Origin of the sequence: Lacrimispora sp. 38-1 (assembly GCF_049890855.1) — a bacterium.
Lineage (GTDB): Bacteria > Bacillota > Clostridia > Lachnospirales > Lachnospiraceae > Lacrimispora.
In genome coordinates, this window is the sequence record NZ_JBANEW010000006.1 from 170383 (window position 1) to 185227 (window position 14845).

At 39.5% G+C, this 14845-nt stretch carries 17 protein-coding genes; 11 read left to right on the top strand and 6 right to left on the bottom strand.

The window, feature by feature from the left end:
- The first annotated feature begins 33 nt into the window (after window positions 1-33).
- From V7D18_RS02500 to V7D18_RS02510, 3 genes are all read left to right on the top strand, one after another.
- Entirely contained in the window at window positions 34-1206 is a 1173-nt protein-coding gene (locus tag V7D18_RS02500; RefSeq protein ID WP_426151132.1) for an alpha/beta hydrolase family protein, read from the top strand.
- Window positions 1207-1461: 255 nt separating this feature from the next.
- Window positions 1462-2046, top strand: a complete 585-nt coding sequence (locus V7D18_RS02505) for a TetR/AcrR family transcriptional regulator (protein WP_426151134.1) — start codon at window positions 1462-1464, stop codon at window positions 2044-2046.
- Between the two features lie 27 nt (window positions 2047-2073).
- Complete coding sequence (locus V7D18_RS02510; RefSeq protein WP_426151135.1) at window positions 2074-2721, top strand: nitroreductase family protein; 648 nt, start codon at window positions 2074-2076, stop codon at window positions 2719-2721.
- A 50-nt stretch (window positions 2722-2771) separates the two neighbouring features.
- Here the strand turns inward: V7D18_RS02510 and V7D18_RS02515 are convergent, their stop codons facing one another.
- The 4 genes from V7D18_RS02515 to V7D18_RS02530 form a co-directional block, all read right to left on the bottom strand.
- Window positions 2772-4127, bottom strand: a complete 1356-nt coding sequence (locus V7D18_RS02515) for an MATE family efflux transporter (protein ID WP_426151137.1) — start codon at window positions 4125-4127, stop codon at window positions 2772-2774.
- A 3-nt stretch (window positions 4128-4130) separates the two neighbouring features.
- Window positions 4131-4520: a class I SAM-dependent methyltransferase gene (locus tag V7D18_RS02520; RefSeq protein WP_426151139.1), complete on the bottom strand. Its 390-nt coding sequence runs from the start codon at window positions 4518-4520 to the stop codon at window positions 4131-4133.
- Window positions 4487-4729, bottom strand: a complete 243-nt coding sequence (locus tag V7D18_RS02525) for a hypothetical protein (RefSeq protein ID WP_426151140.1) — start codon at window positions 4727-4729, stop codon at window positions 4487-4489. Before V7D18_RS02525 ends, V7D18_RS02520 begins: the two co-directional genes overlap by 34 nt.
- 96 nt (window positions 4730-4825) lie before the next feature.
- Entirely contained in the window at window positions 4826-5206 is a 381-nt protein-coding gene (locus V7D18_RS02530) for an RrF2 family transcriptional regulator (protein WP_426151141.1), read from the bottom strand.
- 233 nt (window positions 5207-5439) lie between these two features.
- Between V7D18_RS02530 and V7D18_RS02535 the strand changes: the two genes are divergently transcribed.
- The 6 genes from V7D18_RS02535 (at window position 5440) to V7D18_RS02560 (ending at window position 10217) form a co-directional block, all read left to right on the top strand.
- A complete protein-coding gene (locus V7D18_RS02535) occupies window positions 5440-6807 on the top strand; it encodes an amidase family protein (protein WP_426151143.1) in 1368 nt (455 codons plus the stop codon).
- A 180-nt stretch (window positions 6808-6987) separates the two neighbouring features.
- A complete protein-coding gene (locus V7D18_RS02540; protein WP_426151166.1) occupies window positions 6988-7872 on the top strand; it encodes a fructose bisphosphate aldolase in 885 nt (294 codons plus the stop codon).
- Window positions 7873-7885: 13 nt separating this feature from the next.
- Window positions 7886-8635 carry a 2,3-diphosphoglycerate-dependent phosphoglycerate mutase gene (gene gpmA, locus V7D18_RS02545; protein WP_426151145.1) on the top strand — a complete coding sequence of 250 codons (750 nt, stop codon included), beginning with the start codon at window positions 7886-7888 and terminating at the stop codon, window positions 8633-8635.
- A 191-nt stretch (window positions 8636-8826) separates the two neighbouring features.
- A complete protein-coding gene (locus tag V7D18_RS02550) occupies window positions 8827-9444 on the top strand; it encodes a lactate utilization protein (protein WP_426151147.1) in 618 nt (205 codons plus the stop codon).
- Between the two features lie 108 nt (window positions 9445-9552).
- Window positions 9553-10008, top strand: coding sequence for a YgaP family membrane protein (locus V7D18_RS02555; protein WP_426151149.1), 456 nt, complete (start codon window positions 9553-9555; stop codon window positions 10006-10008).
- A 41-nt stretch (window positions 10009-10049) separates the two neighbouring features.
- The gene (locus tag V7D18_RS02560; RefSeq protein ID WP_426151151.1) at window positions 10050-10217 is read left to right on the top strand and encodes a hypothetical protein; all 168 of its coding nucleotides are present in this window, start codon (window positions 10050-10052) and stop codon (window positions 10215-10217) included.
- Window positions 10218-10245: 28 nt separating this feature from the next.
- On the opposite strand, the gene V7D18_RS02565 is transcribed toward V7D18_RS02560, so the two are convergent.
- On the bottom strand, window positions 10246-10821 hold the full coding sequence (locus tag V7D18_RS02565) for a TetR/AcrR family transcriptional regulator (protein WP_426151152.1): 576 nt from the start codon (window positions 10819-10821) through the stop codon (window positions 10246-10248).
- A gap of 174 nt (window positions 10822-10995) precedes the next feature.
- Between V7D18_RS02565 and V7D18_RS02570 the strand changes: the two genes are divergently transcribed.
- Window positions 10996-12393, top strand: a complete 1398-nt coding sequence (locus tag V7D18_RS02570) for a hypothetical protein (protein ID WP_426151154.1) — start codon at window positions 10996-10998, stop codon at window positions 12391-12393.
- A 17-nt stretch (window positions 12394-12410) separates the two neighbouring features.
- Entirely contained in the window at window positions 12411-13793 is a 1383-nt protein-coding gene (locus V7D18_RS02575; protein ID WP_426151156.1) for an amidohydrolase family protein, read from the top strand.
- A gap of 58 nt (window positions 13794-13851) precedes the next feature.
- On the opposite strand, the gene V7D18_RS02580 is transcribed toward V7D18_RS02575, so the two are convergent.
- Window positions 13852-14845, bottom strand: a 994-nt coding sequence (locus tag V7D18_RS02580; protein ID WP_426151158.1) for an MBL fold metallo-hydrolase, incomplete at its 5' end; no start/stop codon positions are given.

Genomic DNA, 14845 nt, shown 5'->3' on the forward strand with positions numbered 1-14845 from the left:
CTCAACCTAACCATCATTAAAGGAGGATCTACGATGACAAGCCAAATTAAATTTAAAAAGGGAACTTATAAGTTTCATACCAATCCAAACTTCAATTATCAATTAAATCGGACTTATGCCTGGAGCAATGGCGATTTGGAAGAACTTAAAACCGCCGCTACCAAAATTACGGATGCTGCGACATGGGAAAAGGAACTACTGGAATTAGCGGAAAAAGCCTTGCAGGAAAAACGTATGGAAAATGCTATCGCTTACTATCGCATGGCGGAATTTTTTATGTATGACGGACATCCTGCTAAAATCACGACGTATGACAAAGCCGTTAATCTTTTCTATGATTATCATGCCGATTTATTCAAATCTGGAATGATTAAAAGAGATTTAGTACCATATGGTGAGGCGCACCTTCCTGTGTTATATACGATTCCCGAAGACGGTAAATTTAAGGATACCATTTTGATTCATGGCGGATATGATTCTTATATGGAAGAATTTGTACCAATGATGCTCTATCTTCGCGAAAACGGCTTTGCAGTTTACCTTTTTGAAGGACCCGGTCAGGGGGGAGCACTAAGAAAAGAAGGCTTGGCATTTATTCCCCAATGGGAAATTCCGGTAAAAACCATATTGGATTTTTACAACCTGAATGATGTAACGATTATCGGACTATCTCTTGGAGGAATGCTGGCACCCAGAGCTGCTGCGTTTGAAGGAAGGATTAAACGGGTTGTTGCCTGGAGTTTGCTGCCCAATCTGTTTGACCTGTTTCTGTATGATATGCCTAAGAGTTTTCAACAGTTGACCCGTTTACTGATGGAAATGGAAAATGAAGAAGTTATTAATTTAATAATGAAGAGTTTAATGAAAAAAGATCCGCTGATTGAATGGGCCCTAAATCATGGAATACATAACATGGGTGTTCATACTCCATATGAGTATTTGAAAAAGATAAATCAATTCCAATACATGGATGTTGCCACCCAGATAACCCAGGATTTTCTGCTTATAGGCGCTGAAAAAGATCATTTTATTCCTGTTGAGTTTTATAAGCCCATCATCGACGAGTTGAAAAATGTTAATTCTCTTACATATAGGCTTTTTACTGAAAAAGAGAGCGCTGAAAATCATTGCAACGCTGGAAACACTAAACTTGTTCTTGACACAATTATTAATTGGATAAAAGTAGTTAAGCCGTTTTTAAATTGAGCAAAGCTGCCTTAGATAAATTATTCTCTTTATAGCCACATCGTTTATTCTGAAAGCGGTGTGGCTATTCTATTATGGGGCAACTGGAAATGCATTTGTTTCAGAGTTACAGAGTCTAAAAATTCATCAGTATCAGGAAATTACCGCTTTGTGGAAAAGGTTACTATGGCCAGCTCTATCCTAAAATGTTGACATCTGTTAATATTCGTGATATTGTTAATGTTAACAGATGTCAATATTAAGAGGGGGCGTGCCATGAAATTGAAACCATACCATCACGGAAATTTGCAAACAGAATTAATTGAGGAGGGGTTAGCGCTTATTCACGAAGAAGGCCGAGGGAATTTTTCATTAAGAAAATTGGCAAAAAGGTTAGGCGTATCCCCTACTGCTTGCTATAACCATTATTCTAACGCAGAAGAATTGCTGGGAGAGATGAAAAATTATGTTACAAAGAAATTTTGTGATGCCTTACTGGAGAAAGTAGATGAAGGTGAACTTAAGTACGCTGCAATAAGCATGGGAAAAGCATATGTGAACTTTTTTTCGAAAAATCCACACTATTTTTCGTACATTTATGACAATGAAGATTATAGGATTGAATTAGAGGATGATACATTTGAGGGGAATTTTGAACCTTTCCGCATTTTCAAGGAAGTTGCTTTAAAGTGTATGGAATACAATCACGTAGGTAAAGAAAAGTATCGTGATAATCTGATTGTCATGTGGGCAACAGTACATGGATTGGCTGCTATGGCCAATATGGAAGGTTTCCATTATGAGGGCGATTGGGGCGGGCTAACGGAGAAGCTTTTAAATACAAAAATTAATTTATTATAAGCAAACATAATCTGGAAAGGGAAAAACATGACTATTTATGAGGCAATGAAAGCTCGTCACGCAGTAAGGAGTTATGAAGATAAAAAAATAGAAGAAAGTGTTATTGAGGCGTTGAACGAAGAAATCAACAAATGCAATCATGAGGGAACGTTAACCACACAGTTGATTTTAAATGATAAGAATGTTTTCAAAGGTTTAATGGCACATTATGGAGGTTTTCGCGGAGTTTCAAACTATATTGCACTTGTGGGACCAATTGGAGAAAAATTGGAAGAAAAAGCGGGGTATTATGGAGAACATATTGCGCTAAAGGCGCAGCAGCTGGGACTAAATACCTGCTGGGTGGCAGTCACCTATAAGAAAGGAAGGAGTAAAGCTGTCATAGGAGATAATGAGAAGCTGGTATGCGTACTGGCACTGGGATACGGAACGACGCAGGGAGTACCGCATAAATCGAAAAAAATGGAGCAGTTATTTAAAGCGGATCGGGATATGCCGGAGTGGTTCAGGAAAGGAATGGAAGCTGCAATGCTTGCACCAACAGCTCAGAACAAACAGGATTTTTTGATTGTATTAAATGGGGAAGATGTTAAGTTTGAAGTAAAGGAAGGAAAATATAGTAAAATAGATTTAGGGATAATTAAATATCATTTTCAAAATGGGACTGGTCTGTAAGGTAGAATAGAAATAGGTTGATTGCAAGGAAAGGGGGTGCTATTTTAGCCTTACCCCCGCTCCCCATTTTCGAGTTTTTTCAAATTGTTGAATGCCGATTTTAAAGAGGCGATGGCAATAAGGCTGGAGATAAGGTCAGACAGAGCACCTGCTCCCCATACACCATTTAATCCAAAGAAATCAGGTAAAATAAGCAGTAAAGGTATCAGTAAAAGCACTTGCCTTAAAAGTCCTAAAAATGTTGCTTTTTTTGCTTCACCAATAGCTTGAAAGTAGCTTGCTCCAACTATTTGGGCACTAATAAGTGGAAGCATTAATAAAAACAGACGCATTCCGGTACTTGCCTTGGAAATAAGATCTGGTTCACTGGTAAAGATACTGGAAAGCATTACAGGAAAAGCCTGAATAAGTATAAATGTTATTGTGCAGATTGATGAAACAGTTAACAGTTCGAGTTTTAATACCTGTTTCACTCTGTCAAAGCGTTTGGCACCAAAATTAAAGCCTATAATTGGTGCAGCACCTTGTGTAACTCCCATAGCCGACATAAGGAACAGGACCATCACGGAGTTGATTATTGTCATTGCCCCTATTGCAACGTCACCGCCGTATGTTTTAAGTGCATTGTTGGATATGATGCTGACGGCAACGGAAGATAACTGCATTGCGAATGCAGCAAATCCAATGCTGAGTATCGACTTTATAGTTACTAAGCGGAGTCTTAATTTATTCAGTTCAATTTTTATTTGACTTTTTTCACTGAGGAAGTGTTGTATAACCAGGATGGATGTTACCAGCTGTGCGATAATTGTTGCCCAGGCTGCACCAGAAATGCCCATATCAAAAGTGAAAATAAGAAATGGATCCAAAATAATATTAATAAGCGTTCCAACAAGTACAATCACCATTGATTTGACAGGCTGTCCTGCAGCTCTTACCACATTAACCAGTCCTGTTCCAATTCCCTGGAATACAGCACCATAGAGAATGACAGTCATATAATCCACTGCAAAAGGCATAGTTGCTTCACTGGCACCAAATGCTTTCAGTACAGGAACCTTAAAAATAAGTCCTAAAAGTGTCATTAAAAGCATTAAAACAATGAGCAATGTTATGGCATTACCAAGTAACCCTTTGGCTTCATCTTTATCATTTTCGCCCAACTTAATAGAAATGAGTGCTGAGGCTCCTACTCCGATCAATGAACTTACGGCGGATAGCATCATCATAAACGGCAGGCTCAATCCTATTCCTGTCATGGCAAGACCACCAATCCTGCCGACAAATATTCTGTCCACCAAATTATATAAGGAGTTTACAATCATACCAGCAATAGCAGGAAGTGAAAATTTGAGTAACAGTCTGCTGACTGGCATGGTAATAAGCATATCTTTATTTGTTTGCATAAATTAATTCTCCTTTTTAACTGCTAAAACAGTGTAGATAGCATCATTGATTTTAGTCTTCTTCACGATTTTAAAGCCAATTAATGACAATGCATTTTGGAGTTCCTCTGATCCAATTCGAATGGACATTGGAGGTCCTTCGATTATCAAGTCGTCCTTTTCATACTCCAGACACAACAAGTGCCCTCCTGATTTTAGCACCTCAAATATATTTGAGAGTGCTTTTGTTAGTGAACTCACTTCGTGGAGTATTAATGATGCCATAACAAAATCAATACTGTTATTTTGAATGCTTAAGTTTTCAATATAATCTTCAATCAGTTCAATATTAGTGAGGCCTTTTTCCTTAGCCTTATCTTTTATAACGCTGAGCATACGTCTGTCAGGATCCATAGCGTACACTTTGCCAGATGTGCTTTGTGCCATAGGAATTGTAAACCTGAGCCGGCTCCAACATCCAGTAAAGTTTGATTTATTTGAATGGGCAACTGGTTAATAAGTGCTTCCGGTGGTATGAGGAGCTCCCTTTGTCTGCTATCTAAAAAAGCAATTTTGTTTAAAAATTTTTGATCCGGTTGGTTGTGATGATCCATGTAATTCATAATTAATCCTCCTATAAAATATAATATAGACTGTAAATATCTATAATTAAGGCAAAAAATGAGCAGTTGTGGCTGCCTTTATTTCTGACTCATTTTTTACACAATGTCATAAATGTGTTTTTCTTTCAGGTGGTTCACCATTTTCTCTTCAGCGTCTCTCATAACCTGTTCTATGAGACAGGCGCGATCCTCGTCCATTTCACAAGTGAAAAGAGCACCGCTGCCTTCAATGGCTTGAATGACGTCATAAAAGCTTATTTCAGTCTTGGGTTTCCTAAGACTATAGCCTCCATTTACACCAGGTGCAGACTGAATAAGGTCAGCCTTGACTAATTGAGTCAGTATCTTGGAAAGGTAGGTAGGTGATATATTCATGTGACCAGCTAAAGGCTGAAGACTTAAATTGTCTTTGCCTTCCTGCTTAACGAAATAGGCCATTATATGCAAAGCATAATTCGTTGCTTTCGTATACTTCATAATTATTCCTCCACAAAAGATATTACAGACTTTATTTGTCTGTATTATACATAATAGTTCCTGCTCTGTCAATAACAATTTTTTATTTGGCTTTTCTACAAACGGCTGAAATATAGATGACATCGGCTCTTAATCTGTCAGTACACCGATATTACCATGAATAAATCAATCTATATAGGAAGATAATAGTAAAAATATAACTATAGAATGTCAAACAGATGCAGGAGAAAAATATGGCAGCCAAAATAAATTTAGGCGAAGTAACAATTACTGAATTAAGTAAGATAATAAAAAATAAAACCTTCTCTATAAAAGAGATTGTTTCACAATATTTAGAGCAGATTGACTCTTTGGACAAAGGCTTTCATGGATTAAATTCTATCTGTGAGATAAATTCTGATGTTATTACAATAGCAGAGGAGCTTGATGAAAGAAATAAGGGTGATTCTGGTTTGCTTTACGGGGTACCGATTCTTTTAAAAGACAATATAAATACTGCAGATCGCCTGCACACATCCGCAGGATCGCTGGCATTGGCAGATTCAATTGCAGAAACGGATGCTGATATTGTTAATATTTTGAGAAAAAAAGGTGCTATTATTCTTGGCAAAACAAATATGACTGAATTTGCCAATTATATGACGAAGGGAATGCCAAACGGATATAGTTCAAAAGGAGGAATAGTAAAATCACCATACGTTTTAAGTGAAAGCCCGGCAGGTTCCAGCACCGGTTCAGGGGTTGCAGTAGCAGTTAATTTATGTACGGCAGCTTTTGGCACGGATACTTCCGGCTCTATCATATCTCCTGGTTTAAAAAATGGTATTGTAGGGTACCGTCCAGGTAAGGGTACTTTGAGTATAAAAGGAATTATACCCATAAGTTTTACTCTTGATATGGTTGGTCCCATGACAAGAACTGTTAAAGATGCAATTATTATTTTTAATGAAATATCAGCTGATAAAATACACTTTACAGAAAAGACAAGTCTTAAAGGTATTGTTATAGGGATTGACCAATCTGCAATCGATAATATGTCCCAGGAAGACGTAAAGAAGGCGAATGGTGTTTTAGATAAGTTAAAGGAAGCTGGTGCAATCTTAAAACAATTACATCTCAAAACAATTTCTAATAAAAAGATAGATGATATTAAAAAATATGAGTTTAAATATGCTATGAATCAATATTTAGCTGAGTTACCACATAATTATAAAATAAAAAGTTTAAAAGAAATAATTGAGTTTAACAATAATCATAAAGAAGAAGCCTTAAGATATGGTCAAATATTATTAGAAGATGCCCAGAATAATACGTCTGGAGATATGACAGAATCCCTATATCTGGATACGTTAAAAGATATGGAGTCCACAAAACGATATATAAGTGATCAGTTAAAGGATGTGAATGTATGTATTGTATTTAAAGATCACCCCATTGTTCAATATACTGGTTTACCAGCAATTACAGTACCCTGTGGGTTATATAATAATGGAATGCCTTACGGAATAAATATCATTGCTCAAACGGATGAAGAACTATTAAATACAGCTTATGCAATAGAACAAATTGCGGGCAGAAGAGTGAAACCTAAATTGACTTAGTATAGATGTGAGGGCAGCCATGCTTTTCATCAATTGTATACTTGACGTACAATCAAAAAGGGCGCATAATAGATGTATAAAAGTTAGTTAAAACTAACCTGCAAAAGGAAGTAAATTTTGATACAGTTATTTTCTTATCTGGAAAACGGTCCAGAAGATTAAGGAGGCTTTATGTATAATATCAAAACAGAACAATTAGAACGAATGAAGCATGGTTCAGGATTCATTGCAGCGTTGGATCAGAGCGGAGGGAGTACACCGAAGGCTTTGAGGGACTATGGAATTGAGACTTCACAATATCATACAGAGGATGAAATGTATGATCTGATTCAGCAGATGAGAAGCCGGATTATTGCAAGCAAGGCATTTTCGTCCGATCATATATTAGGGGCAATCCTGTTTGAAAAAACAATGGAACGTAAAATTGACAACCTGTATACTGCGGATTATCTGTGGGAGAAAAAGGGGATTGTTCCTTTTCTGAAAATTGACAATGGACTGGATGAAGAAAAAGACGGGGTTCAGCTGATGAAGCCGATTCCTAAGCTGGATGAACTTTTGAACAGAGCGGCCGCCAGAAATATTTTTGGAACAAAGATGCGTTCCGTTATCCATGAAGCAAATAGTGTTGGAATTCATGCAATTGTAGAACAGCAGTTTGAACTGGGTCAGAAAATTTCTGATGCCGGATTTGTGCCGATTCTGGAACCGGAGGTAGATATACATAGCAGCACCAAGCAGGAAGCAGAGGAAATGCTGATTACAGAAATGATAAGCCATCTAAAAAAACTGGATGATTCAATGAACATTATGCTGAAGGTATCTATCCCTTCGGTAGCCGGAACTTACAGTGGGTTAATGAATGATCCAAGAGTTCTGCGAATTGTGGCACTATCCGGTGGCTACAGCCGTAAAGAGGCAAATGAACTGTTGAGGCAGAATCCGAAACTCATAGCCAGTTTTTCCAGAGCACTTCTTTCTGACCTTTCTGTAAAACAGACACAGCAGGAATTTGATGCGGTATTATTGAAAACAATTATTGAAATTTATGAAGCATCCTTATAGGGAGGGACTGAATATGAGTCATCAATTAGTATTACTCCGTCATGGAGAAAGTATCTGGAATTTAGAAAATCTGTTTACCGGCTGGACAGATGTGGACTTATCAGAAGCCGGCAAAAAAGAAGCAAGAGAAGCTGGCCGGTTATTTAAGGAGCAAGGATATGAATTTGACATCTGTTATACCTCTTATCTGAAACGTGCAATCCATACGCTGAATTTAACCCTGGAGGAAATGGATGCAGAATGGCTGCCTGTCATAAAGGCCTGGCAGCTTAATGAGCGCCATTATGGGAAATTACAGGGATTAAATAAGTCACAGACGGCTGAAAAATATGGAGAGGAACAGGTTAGAATCTGGCGGCGTTCTTTTGATGTACAGCCACCATCCTTAGAGCCGCAGGATGATAGAAATCCGGCTCATCAGAAAGCATATCATAATGTGGGGGAAAGCGAATTGCCGTTAGCGGAAAGTCTGAAAGACACCATTGCACGGGTGATTCCATACTTTGAGAAGCAGATCAGACCACAGCTTATGGAAGGAAAAAGGGTACTGATTACAGCGCATGGAAATTCCCTGAGGGCCCTGATTATGTATCTGGAGCATCTTTCCCAGCAGGAAATCATAGAGCTTAATCTGGCCACGGGAGTCCCGTTGGTATATGGACTGGATGATACACTCTCGGTTATAGAGAAGCAGTTTTTAGGAAATCCGGATGTAATAGCTGCAAAAATGAAGATGGTAGCAAATCAGGGAAAAACAAAATAGGCTTGTTTTTCTATAAGATTATACATATTAACCTGGAAAATATAATCCTGTATTTTCCAGGTAATTTTTTATAATTTTAGTTCACGGATTGCTCAATGAAATTCCATTGTAAAAAAGATTGATTCATATAAATGTTCGTTTATAATAGAAACAATGATGTAATAACTGCAAATCAGTAAGGAGATTTTATTTTGGAACACAAAATTTTAACATTAATTAAAAATTTAGATAAGAAAAATATAAAGGGATACTTTATTCAAAATCGAGAAGATCTTTTCCCTCTTTTAAAAGAGCTTATACCAGAAAACTCTGGTATAGGCTGTGGTGATTCTGTAACTTTAGAAGAACTGGGAGTTTTTGATTTTCTAAGAAAAGAAAACGTTACCTTTTATGATAAATATCAGTCAGGGCTAACCAAAGAAGAAAAACGGGAAATATACTTAAAAAATTTTTCTGCAGACACTTTTATCAGTGGAACCAACGCCATCACTCTGGATGGGGCTATCTTTAATATCGATGGGAACGGAAGCCGGGTAGCCCCTATGCTTTATGGTCCAAATCAGGTCATTCTTATTGTTGGAATCAATAAAGTTACTCCTGATATTGACTCTGCTATCAAAAGAACAAGACAGATTGCAGCTCCACTGGATGCCAAACGCCTCGGAAAACAAACTCCCTGCACAAAATTATTACGTTGTATCGATTGCAAACATAAAGAACGTATTTGTAATGATTTTGTACTAATTCAAGGTCAGTTTGTCAAAGACCGCATTAAGGTTATTATTTTAAATGAGGAACTAGGCTATTAAACGTCTTTTATAACTTCATAGTGAAAAAATTAATGAATCATTAAAATATGAATAAAATCTCTTTAAAGTCGTATTATATGAAGATACAGATATACGAGGAGGTTACAAATGAAATACAACATATTACCGCAAACAACAAAAAAATCAGCCAAGCATACTTGTAACAAGGTAAATAAAAATATTAGAAATAAAACGGTTTGTTGTATTGAAAAATATAAGGACAGCAACAAAGAGATTTTAACTGAAAGAATTAATAAATTAAATTTTGAGTGGGACACTGAGCGAGTGTTGGAAACAAATGCTGCATCTATCATACTTTTAAGCTCAATTCTTGGATTTAGGAAAAAAAGGGACAATTGTTTTATTTTAAGCGGAATGGTCGGATTTTTCTTGTTAATGCACGCATTGCAGGGGTGGTGTCCGCCCTTACCTATAATCAGAAAATTTGGGGTGCGTACAGCGGAAGAAATTTCCGAGGAAAAATTTGCACTGAAACATTTAAGAGGAGACTTTTCGGATCATGTTAATGAGGCTGACAAAATGCTTGAAAATGCAGAAAAATAATTATTTTAGTATATTATAAAAACAAAAAGGGGAAAAGTCGGATGGACGATTATAACTTAAAAAGAATTGCAGATGCATTAGAAGAAGTGGCGAAAGAATTAAAATTCAGAAGGGAACTTAATCAAGATACAAATAAGTTGAATTCAAAGATTGAAGGACTTGCAGAAGAAATCAACTCTATAAAACAGCAGATAGAAAACTTAAAGTAGGAGGCACAACGGTGTCTCCTTTTTTTGGTCAGTCTGTATTAGCCGTCAGATAGACGGCTTTCATCATATCTACGATTTGTTTCTCGATGCTTTCCTGGGATATCGGCATTTTGCTGGTTAACCACCACTGTAAGGTCTCCAGGATAGCGCCGGTAAAAAAATGTGCCATAACCTCAGGATCGGCAATGAGCTTATACCCTTTTTCCGCATTTTCTTTAAGTTTTTGAAGAATATCAAATTCTACCTGTTCCGATAGAATTCGGAATAATGACGGATAGCATTCGCTTTTCAGCACAGATTGGACGAGCTTGTCCTTTTCCTTGAAAAATGTCATGACGCGGCGGACGATTGTGATATAAAAATCGATAGGCATGGCGGTATCCAGGCTGGCCGCGATTTCCCTGTCGAACTCCGCCTGAATTTCCCGGATGATAAACGTGAAGAACTCATATTTGTCGCCAAAATGCTTGTAAAAGGTTGCACGGCGTACCATAGACCGCTCACATAGCTCGTTGACGGTGATATCCTCAAAACGTTTTTCTTCCAACAACTCAAAGAAGGTGTTGGAAAGCGCCATATAGGTTTTTTGTATTCGTAAGTCCATATTTTTTCAGAGCTCCTTTATTTCGGAAACAGTTTCAGTGCATTTGTCAATTAAGTTACACCGGGGTATGTATTGAGCGTTGTATTTGCTCTCCTTAAAAGTATAATAGATATAGTTACATATGTCAATTAGTTATCATATGTGACTATACAAAATACTGAAAGGAGTTTTATTATGAACACTGATGTATTATTTGAACCAATTCAAGTTGGTAATGTTGAACTTAAAAACCGCATCGCCATGTCTCCCATGAACATGGGGTATACAGGGCCTGAGGGCTTTACCAGCGAACAGTCCAACGCCTGGTATGCGACCAGGGCCAGAGGCGGATTCGGTCTGATTATCACAGAATGTGTGGTAGCAAATCCCTTTCCGTGGCGCGGCAGCGACAGCCTGAATCCGCTGTTGGCTGACAGCCAGAAGAAGTACCGCCAGCTTAGCCAGATGGCGGATGTGATCCATTCTTATAAGGGAGCAAAGGTATTCATTCAGGTATCCCCAGGATGGGGGCGGCAGGGGCATCCAGATGAGAATGGCATTGCGTCAGGCGCACCCAGCGCAGTACCTCTTAATATTGATTTACGAAACATTAACAAGGGATGGTACCGGCAATTAAGTCGCATTATGAAACAGGCGGGAATATCAATCCCCTCAGAAATCTGGGACTACGATAAAATCAAAAGCTTAAGTGATGATGAATACGAGGCAATGAAACCTGTTATTCTCAAGATGCTAAAAGAGAAAGCTCCGGAATATTACCACATTATATGCGGCCAGACGCCCCGTGAATTGACGATTAGTGAGATTGAAAAGCTTGAGGACTTTATGGTGGAAGCGGTATGTGCCTGCTACGATTTAGGCTACGACGGCGTGGAGCTTCACACTCCTCATGGGTACCTGCTTCACCAGTTCCTGTCGGGCCGCTCCAATCAGCGCACCGACTTATATGGAGGCAGTATAGAAAACCGCGGCCGTGTAGTCACAAACATCATTGAGCGCGTACGTAAAAAAGTCGGTCCTGACAAGGTGCTGGGATGTCGTCTGTCGGGCGACGAGCTCATGCCACAGGGCCTGACCAATGAGGAGGCTTGCGCGTTTGTCAGGCTTTTTACGGAAGCGGGAGCCAATTATTTCAATGTATCTCAGGGAGGTTATGAAAATCTGGGGGCGGCTTTTGCTCCAGATGGCGAGGATGACTTTACAAAATGGGCGCCAGGCTTTAAAACAGCTTCCGGCGGAATGCCAATTATAACACCAAACTTTATGAATCCAGAAATGGCTGCTCAGGCTATTGCATCCGGAAAAACCGACATCATATCTTTGGGACGTCAATCCATTGCCGATCCCTACTGGCCCGCAAAGGTTAAAGAGGGACGTGCATGCGATATCGTCAAATGCGCACGATGCCAGCAATGTTATATGAACCTGTTTGAAAACCGCTGGATTCGCTGTTCCGTCAATCCGACGGCCGGTTTCGAGAAGTATTATCCGGAACTTTGGAAGACGGATGGTCTGATGGATGTCCGGGCTAAGAAGTTTATGGAAAAATGTAACAACCTGTCACAGATCTAGGAAAGGAGATTTAGCTTATGAATCACAACGTATGGGAAGACGGCTTCTTTAAAATTGATCCGGAATGTCATATCATAGGCGATATGGGTCCGGTCAATCATTACCCCGGCGTTCAGATGTGGTGGCGCGCAATAGATGGAATTATGCGTCCTACGCTGCAGTGCGCGCCGGAGTCTCTTCTAAACACCATTGAACCATGGGAAATGACAAAAAGTACAGATCCCGAAAATATCCTTCGGGCTATGGATAAGTATGGTATGGATGTTGCATGTCTGCTGCCGGAATCTATGATGGATACGACGGGGTACTCCAGCCGCTGGTGCACAAACGGTGATGCCTGGAATGCTGTGCAGACGCATCCCGACCGCTTCATTATTGAGCCAAACCTGTCACCCATTAAACAGCGAGGCGTTAAAAATGCCATATGGGAAATGGAATATTGGATGGATAAGGGTGCGAAGATTTTTAAGTATTATTCGCCTGAGGATACATATATTAACGATCCCGAGCTGTGGCCATTTTACAAACGTGCGGAAGAACTGGGCGCGGTTTTATGTATGCATACCGGATTCTCCTGGGTTCCGCCCGGTAAGAGCAAATACTGCCATCCGACACAGCTTGACGATGTTGCCCGCGATTTTCCAGGGTTGAGGATTATTGCATTTCATATGGGTTATCCGTACACCGACGCGCTGAATATGGTTGCGCTGGGTCATCCCAATGTCTATTTGTGCCTGAGTCTGCTTGTACCGTGGGCGCTGACCGCCCCGTACAAATTTGCGCATATTCTTGGAGAGGCAATTCGCTTTGTCGGTCCAGACCGGATTATCTGGGGTACAGACAGTGCCGGTTTTGGCGCACAAATCGGCGCAGCGTCTCTGGGGCTGCTTGATTTCCAGATCCCTGAGGAACTGCAGTGGAAATATGGCTATCTGCCGCTATCTGATGAGGATAAACGCAAGATTTTCGGCGGTAACCTTGGAAAGCTGCTGGGGATTGATACCACAAGACGCCGGGGCGGAGAAAAGGCCGTACACGATTCGTTGAATGATAACGCTCAGAGAATTATCCTTACCACGCCTCAGGAGGCAAAGAAAAAGGATGCTGATGCGGCAGAAAACGATTACGAAGTTCTCATATCCACCCCGATGGGAGATCTGCCCGGAAAAGTTGTCCTGAACATTGACGGAACATCATTGTCTGGCACCATTTCATTCATGAAAAATGACAATGCTTTTACGGGGGGATCCATTGATACTAACGGAAATATCTCTTTCGCAGGCGATTTGAAAACAACCATGGGAAAAGTGCCGTATACCATCACAGGTACATTTAAAAATGGCATCATCAATGCCGTTGCTAAGACAAAAATGGGCGATTTGAGTATAAAATCAAAGTAGAATATTCAAAATCTCGGGCAGTCAGTCAGATGGCTGTCCGAGATTTAGTTGCTTTAAACTATTTCAATGTAAACACATTGAGATCACGTCCTACAGTAATCGGACCATTATAAATGTCTTTCATACCATTTTTGAAAGCCATTTCGAAATACCAGGTTTCCGAAGGAGACGGCATTAAATGGGTTAATACCAAATGCTTTACGTGAGCATCTCCAGCTTCTTTAGCTACCTCCAGCGTAGAAGAGTGGTAATTCATTACTTCATTAATTGTACTTACTCGGTCGGGATACATTTTTTTTGCCTTTTCCATGTAAAATGTACTGTATGACTCATGTACCAGCAAATCAGCATCCTGTCCATACTTTACAATATTCTGGCACGGGCGGGTGTCCCCTGAAAAAACCACACTTTTCCCTTTGTAATCAAACCTGTATCCAACCGCTTCTTTTACTGGATTGTGGTCGACTGGAAAAACCGTTACTTTCATCTGACCATCATTATAAATTACACCTTCCGTCATTTCAGCATAATTCACATTCAAACCAACGGGTGAGTGATGAGCTTGTTCAATTCTTATCTTAATGTCGAAAGAAAATGCGTCTATTATTTTTTTGATCGTTTCTTCTGTTGTCGGCGGACCATATACATCTAAGGCTGTATCCCGCTCTTTGGTGCCGCCTATCCAACTGCTTAAATAAAAATCCGGGAATCCCGCATCGTGATCACTGTGAAAGTGAGTGAAGAAAACACCGTTGACATTCCTTGGCTCTATCCCAAGCTCAGCAAGACGAGATACTGTTCCAGCTCCGCAGTCCACTAAAAATATTTTGTCTCCTGCTAACACAGCCTGAGCAGGTTTTGAACGCAAAGGGTTAAAAATAGGGGATCCAGTTCCCAATAAGACCACTTTCATTTCATCTTCTGATACTGTGATACTCCTTTGTAATTTCTGAACTGGAGTCCAAAGACTCGGCCAATTGATACTGTAAATGCTTGGGGTCATATTTATTCCTCCATATGTTATTGGGTGCATATTAGATTGCAAATAATTA

What these genes read in the sequence shown, in the direction of transcription:
- gpmA (WP_426151145.1), top strand. Translation starts at nt 7,886, where the DNA reads ATGAGTCATCAATTAGTATTACTCCGTCATGGAGAAAGTATCTGGAAT.
- V7D18_RS02555 (WP_426151149.1), top strand. Translation starts at nt 9,553, where the DNA reads ATGAAATACAACATATTACCGCAAACAACAAAAAAATCAGCCAAGCAT.
- V7D18_RS02575 (WP_426151156.1), top strand. Translation starts at nt 12,411, where the DNA reads ATGAATCACAACGTATGGGAAGACGGCTTCTTTAAAATTGATCCGGAA.
- V7D18_RS02530 (WP_426151141.1), bottom strand. Translation starts at nt 5,206, where the DNA reads ATGAAGTATACGAAAGCAACGAATTATGCTTTGCATATAATGGCCTAT.
- V7D18_RS02560 (WP_426151151.1), top strand. Translation starts at nt 10,050, where the DNA reads ATGGACGATTATAACTTAAAAAGAATTGCAGATGCATTAGAAGAAGTG.
- V7D18_RS02520 (WP_426151139.1), bottom strand. Translation starts at nt 4,520, where the DNA reads ATGGATCCTGACAGACGTATGCTCAGCGTTATAAAAGATAAGGCTAAG.
- V7D18_RS02515 (WP_426151137.1), bottom strand. Translation starts at nt 4,127, where the DNA reads ATGCAAACAAATAAAGATATGCTTATTACCATGCCAGTCAGCAGACTG.
- V7D18_RS02510 (WP_426151135.1), top strand. Translation starts at nt 2,074, where the DNA reads ATGACTATTTATGAGGCAATGAAAGCTCGTCACGCAGTAAGGAGTTAT.
- V7D18_RS02535 (WP_426151143.1), top strand. Translation starts at nt 5,440, where the DNA reads ATGGCAGCCAAAATAAATTTAGGCGAAGTAACAATTACTGAATTAAGT.
- V7D18_RS02525 (WP_426151140.1), bottom strand. Translation starts at nt 4,729, where the DNA reads ATGAATTACATGGATCATCACAACCAACCGGATCAAAAATTTTTAAAC.
- V7D18_RS02565 (WP_426151152.1), bottom strand. Translation starts at nt 10,821, where the DNA reads ATGGACTTACGAATACAAAAAACCTATATGGCGCTTTCCAACACCTTC.
- V7D18_RS02570 (WP_426151154.1), top strand. Translation starts at nt 10,996, where the DNA reads ATGAACACTGATGTATTATTTGAACCAATTCAAGTTGGTAATGTTGAA.
- V7D18_RS02505 (WP_426151134.1), top strand. Translation starts at nt 1,462, where the DNA reads ATGAAATTGAAACCATACCATCACGGAAATTTGCAAACAGAATTAATT.
- V7D18_RS02500 (WP_426151132.1), top strand. Translation starts at nt 34, where the DNA reads ATGACAAGCCAAATTAAATTTAAAAAGGGAACTTATAAGTTTCATACC.